Origin of the sequence: Corallococcus macrosporus DSM 14697, assembly GCF_002305895.1 — a bacterium.
Taxonomy (GTDB): domain Bacteria; phylum Myxococcota; class Myxococcia; order Myxococcales; family Myxococcaceae; genus Myxococcus; species Myxococcus macrosporus.
Genome location: NZ_CP022203.1, coordinates 7,708,294 through 7,727,391, shown reverse-complemented (window position 1 = coordinate 7,727,391; position 19,098 = coordinate 7,708,294). Strand labels below are relative to the sequence as shown.

Sequence of the window (19,098 nt, the reverse complement as noted above, 5' to 3'; positions counted from 1 at the left end):
CCCCACGTCAGTCCAGCAGGAAGGTGTACGAGTACTTCATCTCCGTGGCCACGGGCTCGCCGCCCTTGATTGCGGGCTTGAAGCGGAAGCGGCGGATGGCGTCCCGCGCCGCCTCGTTGAGGCCGTAGCCGGGCCCCTTGAGAATCTTCACCGCCGTCACCTTGCCCTCGTGGCTGATGGCGATGGACAGCGTGACGGTGCCCTCGACGCCCGCGCGGCGCGCCTCCTCCGGGTAGGGAATCTTCACCTCGGAGGCCACGGTGGGCTCGGAGTCCACCTGGTAGATGGGCGCGTACTTCGGCGCGCTGTACCCCTTCACGTCCTTGGGGTCCTTCGCGGTGGGGCCCGTCCTGCCATAGGCGGTGTTGCCCACGGGCGCCGCGAACGAGCCCGCGCTGGTGGTGGAGGACATCGTCATGCCGACGATGAGCGGCGGCGGCTTGGCCTGCGGCTCCGGCGGCGGCGTGTCGTTGGGGGGCGGCGGCGCGTCCACCGGCGGCGGGGGGACGGGCTTGGGCGCTTCGGCCACCTTCACCGGCGGGGGCTTCACCACCCTGGGCTTGGGCGGCGGGGGCTTGGGGGGCTCCGGCTTGGGCTCCTCGACGGGCGGCGGGGGCGGGGGCGGCTTCTGCACCTCCACCATCACCAGCTCCACCGGGCGCTTCGCGGCGGGACGCGAGCGGTCCACGCCCTCACCCAGGGCCCAGAAGCCGCCGACGTGAATCCCCAGCGACACGAACAGGAAGGCGCCCACCACGGCCAGCGAGCGGTCGCGTCGGGGCGTCGGAGCGTTGTCGAGGACCGCCTGACTCATGCGCTGGTGCCTTGCCTCAGGGCGTTGCGGGCGCGGCCGCGGGGGCCACGTCCTTCTCGATGTTGAGCGCGAACTTCGCGATGCCCTGGCCCTTCACCACGTCGATGAGCCGCATGACACGGCCGTAGGGAATCGACTGGTCGGCGCTGATGATGGCGCGCGTCTCCTTGTCCTTCGCCAGCGCCTCGGCGACCTTCGCCTCCAGCTCCTTCTCCGTCACCTCGGCGCCGTCGAAGAAGAACTTGCCCTCCTTGTCCAGCACCACGTTGACCAGGCCCTGCACCGTCTCACCGCCGTTGGCGGCGCGAGGCAGGTCCACCTCCACCGTCTCGCGGACGATGAAGTTGGCCGTCACCATGAAGATGATGAGCAGCACCAGCACCACGTCCACCAGCGGGGTGACGTTGATGCCCGTGATTTCGTCGTCGTTGTCCTGCGCGCCACCCGCCATGGCCTAACGGGCCTCCGCCGCGCGAGCGGCCGTGCCGGGCGCGGGGCGCTCCGCGCGCATGCTGCCCACCAGGGCGTAGCCCAGGGCGTTGGCGCGGCTGGTGAGCGTCTTGAGCTGGCGGTTGAAGACGTTGAAGGCCACCACCGCCGGAATCGCCACCGCCAGGCCCACGGCCGTGGCGACGAGCGCCTCGGAGATGCCGGCCATGACGGTCTGCTGCATGGCCCCGCCGCCGCCCTGGGCGTTCATCTGTCCCAGGTCGTTGAAGGCCTTGATGATGCCCAGCACCGTGCCGAACAGCCCGATGAACGGCGCGTTGTTGCCCAGCGTGCCCAGGTACGACAGGAAGCGCTCGTACTGGGGACGCTCGCGCGACAGGGTGGAGGCAATCACCTGCTCCACGGTGTCCGCGCCCTGGTCGGCGGAGGCCAGGGCCTCGCGGATGACGGCGGCCTCCATGCCCGTCTTGCCTTCAATGGCCTTGCGGGCCGCGTCGTACTCGCCGCGGGCCAGCCGCACCGCCAGCGCCTCCGAGTCCGCCAGCCGGTGGCGGGCGAAGTACACCGTGCGCTCCAGCATGATGGCGATGGAGAGCACCGACAGGATGACGAGCACCCAGAGCACCCACTCGGCGGAGGTGAGCGTCACGCCGAGCAGTTTGCGGCTGAGCCACCCAAGCTCGGAGTGACTCGTCTGGGCCAGGAAGAAGAAGGGCGTCATGGAGGGAAGCCTGAGTGAATGTGGGTCGCGGGGTACGCGCAACCCGGTTGCCAACTCGCGGGCCCATCTGTTGTTCCCTTGGCGCGGAAAGTCAAATGGAACGGCGCCGTCCGGGGGCCGCCCTCTCCCTACGGTTCAGGTTCCAAAGCGTTTCCCGTGGGCCCTCCCGGAAGCGGACGCTCAGGCGCCCGCCCGGGTGGGGCGGGTTCAGGGCCGCCGGGCGGGGACCTCGGTGAGGGCCGGGTTCCGTTCGATGGCGGGACCGAGGATTGCGTCGATGCGGCGCAGCAGCTCGGGCTGCAGCTTCACGCCCGCGGCCTTCACGTTGTCGTGCACCTGCTCCGGCCGGGAGGCGCCGACGATGGCGGACGAGACGCTCGGATTCTGGAGCACCCACGCCACGGCGAGCTGGGCCATGGAGAGGCCGGCCTCCTTCGCCAGCGGGATGAGCTGCTGCACGCGGGTGAGCACGTCATCCGTCATGAAGCGGGCGATGCCGTAGCGCGCGCCGTTGGCGTCCGTGGCGCGGCTGCCGGCGGGGGGCTGCTGGCCCGGGAGGTACTTGCCGGTGAGGACGCCCTGGGCGATGGGCGACCAGACAATCTGGCCCAGGCCCGCTTCGTTGGAGGCGGGGATGACCTCCGGTTCAATGACGCGGTGGAGCATGGAGTACTGCGGCTGGTTGGAGATGAAGGGCACGCGCAGCTCGCGGGCCAGCGCGGCGCCCTGGCGAATCTGCTCGCCCGTCCACTCCGAGACGCCGATGTACAGCACCTTGCCCTGACGGAGGAGGTCCGCGAACGCGAGCATCGTCTCCTCCAGCGGGGTCTCCACGTCGAAGCGGTGGGCCTGGTACAGGTCCACGTAGTCCGTCTGGAGCCGGCGCAGCGAGCCGTCGATGCTCTCCAGGATGTGCTTGCGCGACAGGCCGCGGTCGTTCTTCCCGGGGCCGGTGGGCCAGTACACCTTCGTGAAGAGCTCGTAGCCGGCGCGGCGCTGGCCCTTCAGGGCGCGGCCGAGCACCTCCTCGGCGCGGGTGCCCGCGTACACGTCCGCGGTGTCGAAGGTGGTGATGCCCACGTCCAGGGCCGCGCGCACGCAGGCGAGCGCGGCCTCCTCCTCCAACTGGGAGCCGTGGGTGAGCCAGTTGCCGTAGGAAATCTCACTGACGACGAGGCCGCTGCGGCCGAGCTTTCGGAAGTGCATGGTGCGCGCGAGCCTAACCGTGGGCCTGAAGGCGCGCACGGCTTCGCGGACGCCACAGGCCGCCGGCCCACGCCACCCAGGCGACGTAGACGAGCTGGAAGGGGAGGCGCAGCCAGAAGTACCAGTCCGGGAAGGGCAGCACGTGGGCCGCGGTGTTGGCCCGGGCCTCGTGGAGGTTGGCGGGGAGGATGGCCAGCAGCAGGGTGATGAGGCCCAGGGCGGCGAGCCGGCGGGTGCGCGGCAGCAGCAGGCCCAGTCCCCCCGCGACCTCCGCCGCGCCGGAGAGGAAGACCCAGAAGGCGGGGGAGGGGAGCTGGGGCGGAATCATGGCTTCGTAGCGTGCGGGCATGACGAAGTGCATGACGCCCGCGCCGATGAAGAAGAGCCCCGCGGCCACGGCGGCGCGCGCCTCGGGCGTGGCCAGCGCGGGCCTGCGCCGCAGCGGGGGAAGGTGCAGCAGCAGGAAGAAGGACAGCAGCAGGATGGCGAAGGACATGGGGCGCTCCTCTGAAGGGCTCGTGGCGGGTGCTGGCTCGCCGTGGCGGTGACTTCAGGATGGGGCGCCGGGGTGGGCTCGCGCTTGAACGAACTGGCTGCGATGTCGCGGGGGCGGTGCTCGGTGTTCCGTGACGGAGGTGATGTCGAGGGATGCGCGGGCGGCCGCCCCTTCCCGCGCTGGCTGAGGCCGGGGAGCGCTCACGAGCAGCGGCGCCAGGGGCGGCCACCCGCGCTTCAGGGGCGCCTGTCCCGTGAATGGCCGCGGCCCTGAGTGGGGGCTCAGCGGGGTGCGCCGTCGCGGCCCCGCGCCTGGACGCGTGGGCCCCGGCGCTGGAGCGATGACGGCGTGGTGCCGAACATCCGCCGGAAGGTGCGCGTCAGGTGCGCCGCGTCCGAGAAGCCAGCCGCGTGCGCGGCCTCTCCCAAGGTCCGGCCCGCGGCGATGGCCCCCGCGGCTCGCTGGAGCCGGAGCCACAGGAGATAGGGCCGCAACGGGACGCCAACGGATTCGGTGAACGTGTGCATCAGCCTGCTGGGCGACAGGCCGGCGACCTGGGCCAGGGCTTCGAGCGAGGTGTCTTCCGGCGCCGCCGCCGCGCGCAGGTGGCGCAGGAGCTTGCGCACCCGCGGGTGGAGGCGCTGGGGCGCGGCGGGCGTGCCGGACAGCGAGGCCAGCGTGGCCTCCATCCACCCGCCGACCGCCTCGTGGGCGAGCGCGCCCGAAGGGGGCAGGTCCGCGAGGAGCGCGTCGCGCCGCGCGCCGTCGAACAGGCGCAGCGGCCCATCGAGCGCGGCCTGGAGCCTGGCGCCGTCGTCGCTCTCGGGCTCGACGAAGAGGATGAGGACCTCGCCGCCGCGCGCGTCGAGCGCGTGGGGCACGTCCGGCCCCACGAGCACGCCCGCCGCCTGCACGGCGGTCTTCATGCCTTGCGCGCGGACGGACAGGTGGCCCTGCCGGCGGAGCACCAGGTGCATGGCGTGGTGGGCGTGCTTCGTCGTCGCGTCGCCAGGGCCCCACATCGCGAGCGCGGTGGGCCACACCACCAGCGGCATGTCGGGCCAGGGCGCCTGGGGCGCCAGCTCGGGAGGGCGGGCAAGGAGCATCCGGAGGCGGTGTTCTACCAGCAAGGGCCCTGCCTCGTGGGCGCCCCGCGGCGGGCGCTGCCTGTCCCGTGGGACGGGGCCCGGGCCGTCTTTGCCGCTCATCCCGGCACTGGAGGCAGCCTCGCGTCCATGGGGCGCCGTGGACACCTCCCGCGCGGGATGCAGTGACCGGGTTCGGTGAGAGGAGGCGTCGATGCACGAGGGGATGCGACCGCTCACACGCGGGCCGCGACGGCTGGGCGCCGCCTCGCTTGTGGAGAGTGGGCTGAGTAGCCGACACTCGCCGCTTCATGGCTGCCAGTGAAGAACGCCGCTTCCAGGCCTTGGTGCTCGCGCCCATCCGGCGCGTGCAGCGGCGTCTGAACGCGGTGGCGTGGGCGGAGGCGGGCGTGGTCCCCGCGTGGGCCACCGCCACGGCCTGCGTGCTGGCCCGGTTCCTCCTGCGCGGCGCCTTCGTGTGGGCCCTGCCGCCGCTGCTGGCCCTGGGGCTGGGCGCGTGGCTCTGGCGCGCCCGCTCCCGAGGCGTGTCGTTGGAGCACGCGGCGGTGCTCGCGGACCGGTCGGCGAACGCGGGCGGGCTGCTCCTCACGCGGCTGGAGCGCCCGGTGGGGGAGTGGGAGCTGGCCGTCAATCAGCTCGCGGGCGCGGTGAAGCCCCCCGAGGTGAAGTGGCTGCGCCCGGGCGGCGCGCTCGCGGGCGCGGTGCTGTTCGCGGCGGTGGGCTTCCTGCTGCCCGTGCCCGCGCCGCGGAGCCGCCCCGTGAATGCCGCCGCCGCGGCGAAGGTGGCCGCCGTCGAGGCGCGGGCGGAGGCGCTCGCCCAGGAAGAGGTGCTGGAGGCGGCCGTCGAGGACGAGCTGCGGCGCCTGGCCGAGGAGGTCGCGGAAGGCCGCTTCGACGCGGGGGACTGGGAAGCCGCCGATGCGTTGGAGGCGCGGCTCGCCGGGCAGGCCGCGGAGGCCGCCGCGCAACTGGCCCGGGCCGCGGAGGCCGCAGGGGAGCTGGAGGACGCCCTGGGCGCCGCGGGGGGCGCGGAGGCGGCCACGCGTGAGCGCGAGGCGCTGGAGCAGGCGTTGATGGCGCTGGAGGATGGCGCCACGGGGCGGGAGGCCGGCGCGGATGGGGAGGGCGCGCGGCAGCAGGGCGGTGAGTCGAACGAGGCTGGGAACGGCGACTCGGCGCGGGCGGACGCGGCCGGCGAGGGGGCGCAGGGGGCCGAAGGTCCGCGGGGCTCGCGGAGCGCCCGCTCCGGTGAGGCGCGAGCCCAGGCTCGCGCGCGGGCCTCCGGTTCCCCCGACCAGATTGCCAGCTTGCGCGAGGCCCTGGAGCGGAGGCGTCAGTCGCTGGAGAACCGCTTCGATTCGAGTGGCCGCGACCGCGCCGGGGCCCAGGCGCGGCGCTCACGCCCTGGCCGGGACGGAGCGGGGCAGGGGCGACAGGGGCAGGGACAGTCGGGACGCGAAGGCGCGGACGGCGCCGAAGGCGAGGGTCGGCCCGGCGAGGGGCAGCAGGGCCACGCGAGCCGCAACGTCCGCGGGGGCGCGGGCGTGTCGCGCGGAGGCGGCAGCCAGCCGCTCGTCTTTGGCGGCGAGGCGGAGATGGACCCGGGGCGGCTCGCCTTCGAGCCGCTGCCCCCTGGACGCGGCGGTGACGAGGGCGAGGAGCTCTGGGGCCTGCGGGCCGCGGACCCGCGGCGGCAGGCGGGGCCCGCGGGGCCGGGCGGCGCGCAGGGCACCCAGGCGCGGGGCGATGCGAAGGCGGGGCCCGGCGCGGCGCCGCTGCTTCCCCGCAACCGGGACATGGTGAGGCGGTACTTTGGTGGCGAGTCGTCTGGAAGGGGGCAATGACGTGGCAGCGGAGCTTCTCAGTCCCGCCGAGGCACAGGGAGCGGCGGAGGTGGCGGCACGGCTCAAGGATGGGCTGAACACCGTCATGCTGGACCAGGAGTCCGTCGTCGAGCAGGTGGTGGTGGCCGTGCTCGCCCGGGGACACGTGCTGCTGGAGGGCCTGCCGGGCCTGGGCAAGACGGAGCTGTGCAAGGCGCTGGCGCGGCTGCTGTCGCTGCCCTTCCGCCGCATCCAGTTCACCCCGGACCTGCTGCCCGGCGACATCACCGGCACCTACGTGCTGGAGGGCGAGGGCCGCCGCGACTTCGTCTTCCGCGAGGGCCCGCTCTTCGCCAGCCTGGTGCTGGCGGACGAAATCAACCGCTCCAGCCCGAAGACGCAGTCCGCGCTGCTGGAGGCCATGCAGGAGCGCGGCGTCACCGTGCTGGGCCAGACGCGCCTCTTGCCGGACCCCTTCTTCGTGCTCGCCACGCAGAACCCCATCGAGCTGGAGGGCACCTATCCGCTGCCCGAGGCACAGCTCGACCGCTTCCTCTTCCGCATCCAGGTGCCCCCCGTGGGGGCGAAGACGCTGCGCGCGCTGCTCACCACGCGCGTGCGCGGCGCGCCGCCGGAGCTGTCCCCCGTGCTGGACGCGGAGGGCCTGGGCCGCCTCTTCACCGCCGCGGACCGCGTGCACCTGCCGGGGCCCGTGGCGGACTTCATCGGCCGGCTGGTGGAGGCCACCGACCCGCGTCAGCCCTCGGCGCCCGAGGCCGTGCGCCGCTTCGTCCGCTATGGCGCCAGCCCCCGCGCGGCGCTCGCGCTCGCGGCCGCGGGGCGCGCGCTGGCCCTGCTGCGGGGCCGGCCCAACGTGGGCTTCGACGACGTGGTGGCCGCCGCGCCGTCCGCGCTCAATCACCGGCTGGTGCTCGCCTACGAGGCCTCGCTGGAGAAGGTCGGCGCGGCGGAGGTGGTGCGCGCGCTGCTCCAGGCCATTCCCGAGGTGCCGCGTGCGTAGGGTGTGGACGGTGGTGCTGGCCCTGCTCGTCCTGGGCGCCGCGCGCGCCTCCGCGACCTCGCTCGTCACCGAACAGCCGCCCTCCGGCCACGGGTACCGGGACGCCTCCGGCACCTACGAGGTGCGGACGCAGGGGGACCTGCGCGTCTCCTTGCGGAGCGGCGCCCTGCGGCCCTCGCGCGGCTACACCCCCCTGGACGTCGTGTTGCAGAACACGGGGCCGGTGCCCCTCCAGGTCCGCCTGGCCTTCGTGGGGCAGGGCACCTCGGGGACGCGCACGTCCGAGCGCAGCGTCGAGGTGGCGCCACGGCAGCGGCTCGTCGCCTGGGTGCATGTCCCCGCCTCGCTCCAGATGGGGAACCTGCGGGTGGAGGTGCCCGGCCAGGTGCCGTTGACGAAGCATGTCTACCTGGAGAGCTCCTCCGGGGGCTCGGTGCTGGTGCTGGGGGCGCTCGAGGACTTCGACGACACGGCCGGCGTGCCCCGGGTGGATTCGAACGGCAGCCCGCTGTTCTCCGCTCGCGCCATCGAGCCGAAGGACGCGCCGCGCGAGCTGCCGGCCTACGTGGGCTACTCCGTGGTGGTGGTGCCCGGTGACCGGGCCTCCCTGCCCGCGGATGTGTGGACGGTGCTGGAGGCCTACGCCCTGTCGGGCGGGCGGCTCGTCGTGACGCACGCTTCGGGTGACGTGCTGGAGCGCCTGCCGCTGCTCGCGAGGAACGCCTCCGAGCCGTCCGCCCCGTATGGCTTTGGCGTCGTGCGGCTGTGCGGCTCCGCGCGGGAATGCGAGCAGGTGGTGAACGGCCTGCTGGGGGACGTCATCCCGGGCGTGGTGAAGCCCGCGGGGGCGGCGCCTCGCTGGGAGCGGGGCAACGCGCTCGCGGGCGGCATCCCGCCGCTGCTCGGCAATGCCATGGCCCCGGTGGGGCGGTTCCTGCTGCTCATCTTCGTCTTCGTGCTGGCGGTGGGGCCGGGCGGGCTGATGCTGGCGCGGCGCCGGGGCCCCGTCGCGGTGCTGGTGGCGGTGCCCATGGTGTCGGTCATCACCTGCCTGGCGCTGATCGCGTGGTCGGTGCTGGTGGATGGCTTCGCCGTGCACGCCGCGCGCTACAGCCTCACGTGGTTGGACTCGGAGCGCTCGCGGGCGGTGACGCTCGGCGTCTCCGCCTGGTACGCCAACGTGTCCTCCGGACCGGTGCGCTTCCCGGTGACGAGCGCGCTGCTCGCTCCGGACAGCCACGATGATGCGCTGGCGGACCTGGACTGGACGGGCGGCCTGACGGTGACCCACGGCTTCCTGCCGCCGCGGACCTACCGCGAGTGGGGCGAGGTGGCCGTGCTGCCGTCGCGCGCGCGCCTCGTCATGCGGAAGGAAGGGGACGCCGTCCGCGTCCTGAACGCGCTGGGGGCGCCGATGGAGGGGGGCGTCCTCCAGTTGGGGCACCGGCGTTATGCGCTGCCCGCGCTGGCGGATGGCGCGGAGGGGCCGCTGGGCGAGCACTTGAGGGAGGTCGAGACACCGCTGCACCAGGTGCTGACGAGCGCGGAGCGGCCGCGGCTGGCCCACGGGCGATTCGAGGCGGGTGAGGTGAACTTCCGCGCCGCGCTTCCAGACGGCGGCTTCGTCGTGCGGCTGGGGGGGCTGGGGCTGGCGCCGTCCTCCGCCGTCGACGTGGAGCTGGAGGCGGGCATCCATCTGGTGCGCGGCCAGGCGGAGGAGGTGCGGCCATGAGCCTGCTGGAGGTCAAGGGGCTGCGGCGTGACTACGGGCCGCTGCGGGCGGTGGATGACGTGTCGTTCTCCCTGGAGGCCGGCAGCATCCTGGGCTTCATCGGGCCCAACGGCGCGGGCAAGAGCACCACGCTGCGCATCCTGGCCACGCTGGACGTGCCCACGTCGGGCGAGGTGCTGCTCAACGGGCACTCGCTGGTGGACGCGCCGGACCGGGTCCGGCCGCTCATCGGCTACATGCCGGACCGGTATGGCACCTACGACGACGTCACCGTCCTCGAGTTCCTGGACTTCTTCGCCCGCGCCTACGGGTTGAAGGGCGCGGCGCGCCGGCAGCGGGTGGAGTCGGTGATGGCGTTCACCGGCCTCACCGGGCTGGCGGACCGGCTCACGACCGCGCTGTCCAAGGGCATGCGGCAGCGGGTGGCGCTGGGGCGCACGCTGCTGCACGACCCGTCGCTGCTGCTGCTGGACGAGCCCGCGGACGGGCTGGACCCGCGCGCCCGCATCGAGCTGCGCGAGCTGCTGCGCGCGCTGGCGGACCAGGGCAAGGCGGTCATCATCTCCAGCCACATCCTCACGGAGCTGGCGGAGATCTGCGACACCTGCGCCATCATTGAACAGGGGCGCCTGCTGGCCACCGGCAAGGTGGCGGACCTGCTCCAGCAGCAGGAGTCGGGCGCGGCGGTGACGCCCGAGCTGACGGTGCGGCTGGCGGTGGGAGACGCGGGGGCCCCGGACTGGGAGCGCGCGGAGCGGCTGCTGTTGGAGCAGCCTCGCGTGACGCGCGTCGCCCGGGAGGGCGAGTCGCTGCGGGTGCGGCTGGAGCTGGAGCCGGGCGCGGGCCCCGCGCGGATTGACGCGGCGGCGGCGGTGCTGCTGGCGGCGCTGGTGTCCGCGGGGCTGCCGGTGTGCGCCTTCAGCGCGCGGGAGCGCAACCTCGAGGATGCCTTCATGACGGTGACGAAGGGGAGGGTGGCGTGAGCGCGCCCGTGGATACGGCGATGAGCCCTCCGGCGCCGGAGCCGTCGGCCGCGGGCGGCCGGCTCGCCGCGGTGGAGTCCCTTTCCCAGCGCTGGGGAGACCGGCTCAACCCGCTGGTGGTGAAGGACCTCCGCCAGGGCCTGCGCACGCGCGTCTTCTGGGTGTGCTTCAGCCTGCTGCTGCTGGCCTGCCTGATGGTGGCGCTGGTCGCGTACGTGGAGACGCGCGGGCAGGGCTACGCCCACCACGGCCGGGGCTACTTCTTCTCCTTCTTCCTCTGCCTGGGCTTCATCCACTTCTTCGTCATCCCGTACAGCGCCTACCGCTCCCTGGCGCGTGAGCGCGAGGACGAGACCTGGGTGCTGGTGGTGCTCACCGGCCTGGGCTCCCGCCGCATCCTCCGGGGCAAGGTGGCGTCGTTCCTGGTGCAGGCGGCCCTGTACGCCTCCGCGGTGGGCCCCTTCCTGCTCTTCAGCTACTTCCTCAACGGCATCGCCCTGTCCACGATTCTGGTCGTCCTGGCCCTGGGCGGCGCGTGGCTCGTGTTCCTCACGGTGGCCGGCGTGTGCGCGGCGACGCTGGCGGATGGCCGCATGGGCCGCGCCTTCGTCCACTTCGGTGTGCTGGGCGCGTTGGGGCTGGCGCTCGCGCAGGGGCTGGGTGGCGCCTACGCGATGACCGAGTCGGGCGAGCGGCTGCTGCGGGACACGGAGTTCACCTATGGGGTGCTCTTCGCGCTGATGTTGATGCTGCTGGACGGCTGGCTGCTCTTCGAGGCCGCCGCGTCCCGGCTGGCGCTCCCCACGGAGGACTACTCGCGGGGGCCGCGCCGCGCGCTGGGCGTGCAGGTGCTGCTGGCCATGGCCGCCGGCACCGCCATCTGGTGGCTGGGGGGACGGGCGCACCTCGTGGCGGAGCTGTTCGGGCTCCTGGGCGGGGCCCACCTCGTCTTCGTGGGCATGTTCGTGGTGGCGGACGTGGACGGGCAGGCGCGTGCCCTGCGCGCGGCCACGCGGCCCTGGTCCGTGCTGCGGCCCGGCGCGCTGCGAGGCTTCCGCTGGATGGTGTTCCTGCTGGCCGCCTGGGGCGCGTTGTTCTGGGGCTTGCAGTGGGCGTCCTCGGACCTGCCGCTGAAGGGGCGCTCGCTGCAGATGGCCACCGTGGTGTTGCCCGCGTACGGGGTGCTCTTCCTGTCGTTGGCGGTGGGGCTGAGCCGGAGGCTTCGCCCGGACCAGATGGCCACGCCCGTGGCGGTGCGCCTGCTGTTCGTGGCCTCGGTGGCGCTGGCCTCGGCGTTGCCGCCGCTGCTGGCCGTGCTGCTGGGGCATGACGTGGATGACGGCCTCATCAACCTGCTCAACCCGTTGGTCGGTGTCGCGAACTTCGCGTCGTACGACTACGGGGCGGGCGGGCCGAAGATGTCCTGGGACTTGTTGGGCTTCGTCGTCGCCGTGGCGCTGCTGGCCGCGTACGCGACGGACCGGATGCTCGTGGAGCGTGAGCGGCGGGCCCACGACTCGTGAGCGAGCGCATGGACGCGTCCGCCGTCGCGCGGCTGGTGCCGGGGCTGGCCCTGGCGCTGCCCCGGGGGCCCCACCGGGGCCTCGTGGGCGAGGTGCGCGCCACGTCCGCGGGCAGCGCGTTGGAGCTGCATGACTTCCGCGCGTACCAGCCCGGGGATGACCTGCGGCAGGTGGACTGGAACGCGGTGGCGCGCACGGGCGAGCTGGTGCTGCGCGTCCGCCAGGACGAGGTGTCGCCGCGCGTGGAGGTGGTGCTGGATGGCTCGCGCTCCATGGCGCTGTCCTCGCGCAAGGCCGCGTGCGCGCGCGAGGTGGCGCTCCTGACGGCGGAGGTCGCGGCGCGGCAGGGCCTGACGCCCACGCTGCTGGTGGCCGGCGCCCGGCCCGAGCGGGTCCAGGGGCCAGCGTGCAGGACGGCCCTGGCGGCGGCGGACTTCGACGCGCGGGAGGGCCTGCCGGAGGCGCTGGGGCGCCTGCCGCCGCTGCGGCCGTGTGGGCTGCGGGTGGTGGTGAGTGACTTCCTCTTCGAGGCGGACCTGCCGGCGCTGTGCGCGCGGCTGGGGCGTGGCGCGTCCGGGCTCTTCCTGGCGCAGGTGCTGGACGCGGAGGACCTGGACCCCGGTGGCGGGGAGGGGGCCCGGCTGGTGGATTCGGAGAGCGGCGCGGCGCTGGAGGAGTTGCTGACGGACGAGGTGCTGGCCGGGTACGCGCGGCGCTTCGCGGAGCACCAGCGGGGCCTGCGGGGCGCGGCCCTGCGGGCCCGGGGCGCGCTGCTCACCGCGCGGGCCCAGGAGGGGCTGGCCGCGCTGGTGGCGGGGCCGCTGCGGCCCCTGTTCCTCGCGGCGGGGGCGTCATGAGGCGCCGCCGGTGGGACGCCGCCGCCGTTCGCCGGCCGCTTGCCGCGGGAGGTGACGCGTGAGCTTCGGCTTCCCGTGGGGGCTCCTGGCCCTGGGCGCGCTCATCCCGCTGGTGGCGGCGTACTTCCTGCGGCGCCGGCAGAAGCCGGTGGTGGTGAGCGCGCTGTTCCTGTGGCGCAGGCCCAGCCCTCGCGCCGAGGCGGGGCCCCGGTGGGAGCGCTTCACGCGGGAGGCCTCGCTGCTCCTGGAGGCGCTGGCGGTGGTGGCCGCGGCGCTCTTCCTGGCGGACGTGCGGTGGGGGGACGCGGCGCGGACCCGGCACCTGGTGCTGGTGGTGGATGGGAGCCTGTCCATGTCCGCGCGCGGACCGGAGGGCGTGACGGTGCTGGAGGCGGTGCGGCGTGAGGCGGCCGCGCGCGTGGAGTCGGAGGCGGCCACGCAGGTGACGCTGCTGGCCAGCGGGGGGACGCCGCGCATGCTCGCGGGACCGGAGGCGGAGCCCTCCCGGGCCCTGGCGGCGCTGGAGTCCTTCCAGGCGCAGGGCGCGGACCATGACCCGCTGCCCACGCTCATCTGGGCGCAGGAGCTGGCGGGCGCGGGGCGGCGCGTGGCGTTCTTCACGGACGTCCCGCCGGAGACCCCGGCCCTGGTGCCCGCGTCCGTGCGCTGGACGGCGCTGGGCGCGGCGCGGGGCAACGTGGCGCTGGTCTCCGCGCAGCGGCGCGATGAGGGCTCCACGGCCACGGTGACGCTGCGGGTGGCGCGCTTCGGCGAGGGGCCGGAGGAGGTGGAGGTCCGGCTGAGCGCGCTGCCGGGGGCCGGCGCGAAGGCGGGCACCGAGCGGGTGGAGCGGGTGCATCTTCCGGAGGACGGCACCGCGACGCTCCGGCTCACCTTCCAGGGTGCGGGGGACGTGGAGGTGTCGCTTCCGGATGACGCGCTCTTGGAGGATGGCCGGGCGCGGCTGCCTCCCGCGCCCGGGCGGCCCATCGCCGTGGCGCTGGCGCGAGGGCTGGGCGCTCCCGAGCGGGCGGCGGTGGAGCGGTTCCTCGCGGTGTCGCCGGAGGTGTCACGCGAACTGGAGGCGGGCAGCGCGGACACGGTGCTGCTGCTGGGGCCGCCGGGGTCGGATGCGCGCGTGACGGTGGGCGCGGGCGGGAAGCCGCGCACGTTCGTGGGGCCGTTCTTCTCGGAGAAGGGGCACCCGCTGTTGGACGACGTGCAGCTTTCGGGCGTGCGGTGGACGGCGGGGGACAATCCGCCGGGAAAGCCGCTGGTGAGCGCGGGAGACGCGGTGCTGCTGTCCGAGGAGGCGGACGGGCGCGTGCACCTCAACGTGGACCTGTCGCGCTCCAACGTGCAGCGGGTGTCGGCGTGGCCGGTGTTGCTGAGCAACCTGGTGCGCGAGGCCCGGCGCACGCGGGAGGGCTTTCCCCGGCGGCAGTTGATGCTGGGCGAGCCGTTGCCGGTGGTGACGCTCGCGGGCGCGCGGTACGCGCTCGTGGGGCCGGGGGCAGCCGGCCGGTGTTCGGCGCGGGGGAGGTGAGGCTGCCGCCGCCGGGCGGACCTGGGACGTATGCGCTGGAGCGCGACGGGGACGTGGTGGACACGGCGCAGGTGCTGGCCCTGGACGCCCGTGAGTCGGACCTGCGAGGGCGCGGACGTGCGGACGTGCCCGCGCGCGAGGCGGGGGACGACGACGCGGCAGGCAACGCGCCGGGGCGGGCCCGCTGGCCGCTGGTGCTGCTGCTCGCCGCGCTGGTGGCGGACTTCTATCTCACGCGGCGGGAGACGCCGGCGGCCTCTCCGAAAGCCGGGCGTGCGGGAGGGACGACATGAACCCGTCATGGACACGGCCGGAGCGTTCGCTGACGGCGCCGGCCGAGCGGAGCTTTGCCTCCAGGTCTCTTGAGGTCGCCGAGGCTTCCAAGCGCTGGAGCCGCGAATGAGCTTCTCCCTCCCCCAGGCGTGGGTGCTGTTGCTGCCGCTGGGCCTCTTCCTCTGGAGGTATGGCCAGCGCCCGGGCCCGCCCATGTGGCTGCGCGCCGCGCTGCTGGTGCTCGTCGTCGGCGCGCTCTCCGGCCCCGAGCTGCGGTTGGCCGATGCGGGCAGCGACGTCGTCGTGGTGGTGGACCGCTCCGCGTCCATGCCTCGCGACGTGGACCGCACGGCGCAGGAGCTCATCACCCTGTTGGAGTCGCAGCGCCGTCCCGGAGACCGCGTGGGCGTCGTCACCTTCGGCCGGGAGCCGCGCGTCGAGCAGCCCCTGTCCAGCCGCGGCGGCTTCGGCGGCTTCACGCGCGCCGTGGACGAGGAGGCGTCCGACCTGTCCGCCGCGCTGGACGCCGCGGGCGCCCTCATCCCCGACGAGCGCACCGGCCGCGTCCTGGTGCTGTCCGATGGCCGGGCCACCGGTGTGGATGCCCGGGGGGCCGCGCGGAGGCTCGCGGCGCGCGGCCTGGCCGTGGACTGGCGTCACCTCGCCCGCCCCGAGCCGCCGCTCGACGTGGCCGTCGTCTCGGTGGACGTCCCCGCCGCCGTCTCCGAACGCGAGCCCTTCCAGTTCTCCGCCGTGGTGCACGCCTCCGCCGCCGTCACCGGCACCGTCCGCCTGGAGCGCAACGGCCGCGTGCTGCTCCAGGGGCCCTACGACTTCCAGCCCGGCCCCAACGTGCTCCCCCTGCGCGACCTGATTGAGGCGCCCGGCCTGGTCCGCTACCAGCTCTTCGTAGCCGCCCCTGGTGACGGCGTGGTGGAGAACGACCGGGGCGTCGCCGTGCTGCGCGTGGAGGGCCCGCCGCGGGTGCTGCTGCTCACGAACCAGTCCGGGGGCACGCTCGCGCAGTCACTCGCGGCGTCCGGGCTGCAACTCGACGTGCGCGCGCCGTTCCGCCTCACGCTGGATGACCTGGACGGCGTGGGCGCCGTGGTGCTGGAGAACGTGGACGCCAGCGCGCTCGGCGAGCCGGGGCTCAACGCGCTGGCGGCCTATGTCGAGGAGGCCGGCGGCGGGCTGGTGATGACGGGCGGACGCAGCAGCTTCGGCGAGGGCGGCTTCCGCCGCTCCCCGGTGGAGCCGCTGTTGCCCGTGTCCCTGGAGATGCGCGAGGAGCAGCGCCGCGCCTCCCTGGCCCTGAGCGTGCTGATGGATGCCTCCTGCTCCATGGGCGTCACCGTCCCGGATGGGCGCACGAAGATGGAGCTGGCCGCCGAGGGCGTGGTGGCCGCGCTGACGCTGCTCAACCCCAAGGACGAGGTCTCCGTGCACATGGTGGACACGGCGTCCCATGAAATCTTCCCGCTCAGCCCGGTGGAGGAGGGGCTGCCCCTGGGCGACGTCGCGCGCGGCTTCAGCGGCGGCGGGGGCATCTACGTGGGCGAGGCGCTGCGCACCGGGCGCGCGGAGATTCTCCGCAGCGAGAAGCCCACGCGGCACGTCCTGTTGTTCTCCGACGCCTCGGACTCCGAGGCGCCCGATGACTACCAGCGCACGCTGGCCACCCTGCGCGAGCAGGACGTGACGGTGTCCGTCATCGGGCTCGGCCTGCCCTCGGACCCGGACGCGGACCTGCTCCGCGAGGTCGCGAGCCGGGGCGGCGGGCGCGTCTACTTCGCCGAGGACGCGATGAGCCTGCCGCGCATCTTCAGCCAGGAGACGCTCACCGTGGCGCGCGCCACCTTCGTGGACGAGCCCGCCTCGCTGGAGGGCGCGCCGGACCTGCCGTTGCTCGGCCCGCTGTCCGCGCAGGGGCTCCCCCAGGTGGGCGGCTACAACCTCACCTACCTCAAGCCCCGCGCCAACGTGGCGCTGCGCACCCTGGACACCCACGGGGCGCCCATCCTGGCGATGTGGCCGCGGGGCGCGGGCCGCACGGTGGCCTTCACCGCGGAGGTGGACGGGCCCTACACCGGCGAGCTGCGGACGTGGGCGTCCCTGCGCGCGACGCTGGAGGGGATGGTGCGCTGGACGCTGGCCGGCGCGGCCCCCGTCGCGGACGCGGTGGTGCGCACCGAGCGGCGGGGACACCTGCTCCGCGTGACGCTGGACCTGCCTCCGGGCGAGCCGCTCCCCGGCGCCGCGCCGACGATGGTGCTCCTGCCCGGCGACGGCCGCGCCTCGCCCGTGGAGCGCCCGATGCGGTGGGAGGACGAGGACCGGCTCGTCGCCGAGTATCCGCTGGAGGGCAGCGGCACCTGGCACCCGGTGGTGCGGCTGGGGGCGAAGGTGCTGCGCGCGCCGCCCGTCACGCTGCCCTACGCGCCGGAGTTCGAGCCCGGCTCGGCGAAGGCGGGACTGGAGCTGCTGCGCGCCCTCGCGGCCGTGGGCGGCGGCGTGGAGCGCCTGTCCATGACGGGCCTCTTCCTGGAGGCCCCAGAGTCCCTGGGCCGCGTGGCCCTGTCACCGTGGCTGGTGGCCCTGGCGCTGGCCGTGCTGCTGGCGGAGGTGGCCGCGAGGCGCTTCCTCTCCGCGCCTCGGCTGCGTTCGCCGCGAGCCCCGGCGACGTCCGTGGCCTCGGCCGCGTCCCCGGCGGCGCCCCCCGTCCAGGCACCTCGGACGACGGCCGAGCGTCCCGCGCCCGAAAGCGACACGGCGGCACCCCCAGCGAAGCCGGCCGAGGGCGGCGTGGACTCCGCGCTGGACGCCGCGCGCGCCCGGGCCCGGCGCCGACTGGACCGTTGAGGCGAAGCGTCAGGGGAAGGTGCGGGCCGCCCCGGACAGGAAGGGGCTGGCACGGGTGAGGGCGACTGTCCGCGGTGGGTACGAGTCGCCCCGAACGAGAAGGGGGGATCGAGATGTGGGGCGACCCGCGCCCCGCGCGATGCACAGGGCGAATACGTGGATACACGAGGAGTGTAGTGTTTGCAACACGGGCCTAAAATTATCGGTGGGTAGAATATGGGCGGGTGGCGAACGACCCGGCGCGGCCCCGGTGTCGGGCACCGGGCAGCCGGGGCGCGTGGCTCTCACCATTCAACATCCGTGGCGGGCCGGGGAGGACGCGGGGGCTCCCTCGCGGTGGCGCCTCCGTAAAGAAGGCGCATGAACGTGCTCTCCCGAGTCTCCTTCGGCGCGGTGGCGATGGTGTTCCTGGTGGACTGCGCGCACCGTGCGCCCTCGGCCGCTCCCGAGCCCGAGGTCCCTTCCCCGGCGCTGCCCCCTCCGGACCCGGGCTTCGACGTGAAGCGCTACAGCCACGTCATCGGCTGGCCGGAGGGCGCGCGTCCCGTGGCCCCCGAGGGCTTCGAGGTGACGCGGTACGCGGATGGCTTCGACAACCCCCGGTGGACCTACGTGCTGCCCAACGGCGACGTGCTGGTGGCCGAGGCCGCCTCCCTGTTCAAGGACGAGGAGGACCGCGCGGAGGCCATCGAGACGGGCAAGGTCCGCTCGCAGAACATCGGCACCAGCGCCAACCGCATCACCCTGCTGCGCGACGCGGACCAGGACGGCCGCCCGGAGGTGCGCGAAGTCTTCCTGGAGGGGCTGAATCAGCCGCTGGGCATGGCGCTGCTGGGCGACCAGCTCTACGTGGCGAACACCGACGGCGTCTGGCGCTTCCCCTACGAGGCGGGGGCGACGACGCTGCGCGCGCCGGGGCAGAAGGTGCTGGACCTGCCCGCGGGCGGCTACAACAACCACTGGACGCGCAACCTGCTGGCCAACGCGGACGGCTCGAAGCTCTACGTGTCGGTGGGCTCGGCGAGCAACAACGCCGAATACGGCCTGAAGGAAGAGGAGCGCCGCGCCAACATCCTCGAAATCAACCCGGACGGCGGCGGCGAGCGCATCTTCGCCAGCGGCCTGCGCAACCCCGTGGGCATGGCCTGGGCGCCGGGGACGCGCACGCTGTGGACGGTGGTCAACGAGCGCGACAACCTGGGCGAGGACCTGGTGCCGGACTACCTCACGCACGTGGAGGAGGGGGCCTTCTACGGCTGGCCCTACGCGTACTTCGGCGCGCACGAGGACCCGCGCATGGCGGGTCAGCGCCCGGACCTGGTGAAGCGGACGCGCGTGCCGGACGTGGCCCTGGGCTCGCACACGTCCTCCCTGGGACTGGCCTTCTACGAGGGCCAGGCCTTCCCCAGCCGGTACCACGGCGGGGCCTTCATCGGGCAGCACGGCTCCTGGAACCGGCGGGAGCTGTCCGGCTACAAGGTCGTCTTCGTGCCCTTCCGGGACGGTCGGCCCAGCGGCCCGCCGGAGGACTTCCTCACCGGCTTCATCGCCGATGAGGCCTCGGCCCGCGTCCATGGCCGGCCGGTGGGCGTCACCGTGCTGCCGGAGGGCGCGCTGCTCGTCGCGGACGACGCCAGCAACACCCTGTGGCGCGTCGCCGCGAAGCGCTGAGCGCGGCGAAGGGG

The 19,098-nt window shown here is 74.2% G+C and carries 14 protein-coding genes and 1 pseudogene; 9 read left to right on the top strand and 6 right to left on the bottom strand.

The annotated features are described in order from the left end of the window. Window positions 1–7 precede the first annotated feature (7 nt). The 6 genes from MYMAC_RS31220 to MYMAC_RS31195 form a co-directional block, all read right to left on the bottom strand. Entirely contained in the window at window positions 8–814 is an 807-nt protein-coding gene (locus MYMAC_RS31220; RefSeq protein ID WP_095960709.1) for an energy transducer TonB, read from the bottom strand. A gap of 16 nt (window positions 815–830) precedes the next feature. After that, complete coding sequence (locus MYMAC_RS31215; RefSeq protein WP_095960708.1) at window positions 831–1,265, bottom strand: ExbD/TolR family protein; 435 nt, start codon at window positions 1,263–1,265, stop codon at window positions 831–833. 3 nt (window positions 1,266–1,268) lie between these two features. Beyond that, window positions 1,269–1,985 (bottom strand): MotA/TolQ/ExbB proton channel family protein, encoded by a 717-nt coding sequence (locus MYMAC_RS31210; protein WP_095960707.1) that lies wholly within the window; start codon window positions 1,983–1,985, stop codon window positions 1,269–1,271. Between the two features lie 207 nt (window positions 1,986–2,192). Further along, on the bottom strand, window positions 2,193–3,191 hold the full coding sequence (locus MYMAC_RS31205; RefSeq protein ID WP_095961749.1) for an aldo/keto reductase family protein: 999 nt from the start codon (window positions 3,189–3,191) through the stop codon (window positions 2,193–2,195). A gap of 13 nt (window positions 3,192–3,204) precedes the next feature. Next, on the bottom strand, window positions 3,205–3,687 hold the full coding sequence (locus MYMAC_RS31200; protein WP_013937890.1) for a DoxX family protein: 483 nt from the start codon (window positions 3,685–3,687) through the stop codon (window positions 3,205–3,207). A 281-nt stretch (window positions 3,688–3,968) separates the two neighbouring features. After that, a complete protein-coding gene (locus MYMAC_RS31195) occupies window positions 3,969–4,793 on the bottom strand; it encodes a helix-turn-helix domain-containing protein (RefSeq protein ID WP_095960706.1) in 825 nt (274 codons plus the stop codon). A 290-nt stretch (window positions 4,794–5,083) separates the two neighbouring features. Here MYMAC_RS31195 and MYMAC_RS31190 point away from each other — a divergent pair, with 290 nt between their 5' ends. From MYMAC_RS31190 to MYMAC_RS31150, 9 genes and pseudogenes are all read left to right on the top strand, one after another. Further along, entirely contained in the window at window positions 5,084–6,637 is a 1,554-nt protein-coding gene (locus MYMAC_RS31190) for a hypothetical protein (protein ID WP_170114790.1), read from the top strand. Window position 6,638: 1 nt separating this feature from the next. After that, a complete protein-coding gene (locus MYMAC_RS31185; protein WP_193364461.1) occupies window positions 6,639–7,637 on the top strand; it encodes an AAA family ATPase in 999 nt (332 codons plus the stop codon). After that, on the top strand, window positions 7,630–9,369 hold the full coding sequence (locus MYMAC_RS31180; protein ID WP_239989123.1) for a hypothetical protein: 1,740 nt from the start codon (window positions 7,630–7,632) through the stop codon (window positions 9,367–9,369). Before MYMAC_RS31185 ends, MYMAC_RS31180 begins: the two co-directional genes overlap by 8 nt. After that, window positions 9,366–10,352, top strand: coding sequence for an ABC transporter ATP-binding protein (locus MYMAC_RS31175; RefSeq protein ID WP_013937895.1), 987 nt, complete (start codon window positions 9,366–9,368; stop codon window positions 10,350–10,352). The genes MYMAC_RS31180 and MYMAC_RS31175 overlap by 4 nt, the downstream gene beginning before the upstream one ends. 20 nt (window positions 10,353–10,372) lie before the next feature. Beyond that, window positions 10,373–11,875 carry an ABC transporter permease gene (locus tag MYMAC_RS31170; protein ID WP_170114836.1) on the top strand — a complete coding sequence of 501 codons (1,503 nt, stop codon included), beginning with the start codon at window positions 10,373–10,375 and terminating at the stop codon, window positions 11,873–11,875. A gap of 8 nt (window positions 11,876–11,883) precedes the next feature. After that, on the top strand, window positions 11,884–12,732 hold the full coding sequence (locus MYMAC_RS31165) for a DUF58 domain-containing protein (RefSeq protein ID WP_204817868.1): 849 nt from the start codon (window positions 11,884–11,886) through the stop codon (window positions 12,730–12,732). A 58-nt stretch (window positions 12,733–12,790) separates the two neighbouring features. Then, window positions 12,791–14,571, top strand: a pseudogene (locus tag MYMAC_RS31160) (BatA domain-containing protein). A 106-nt stretch (window positions 14,572–14,677) separates the two neighbouring features. Then, window positions 14,678–17,413: a VWA domain-containing protein gene (locus MYMAC_RS31155; RefSeq protein WP_095960702.1), complete on the top strand. Its 2,736-nt coding sequence runs from the start codon at window positions 14,678–14,680 to the stop codon at window positions 17,411–17,413. Between the two features lie 360 nt (window positions 17,414–17,773). Beyond that, window positions 17,774–19,084: a PQQ-dependent sugar dehydrogenase gene (locus MYMAC_RS31150; RefSeq protein ID WP_095960701.1), complete on the top strand. Its 1,311-nt coding sequence runs from the start codon at window positions 17,774–17,776 to the stop codon at window positions 19,082–19,084. Window positions 19,085–19,098: the final 14 nt, after the last annotated feature.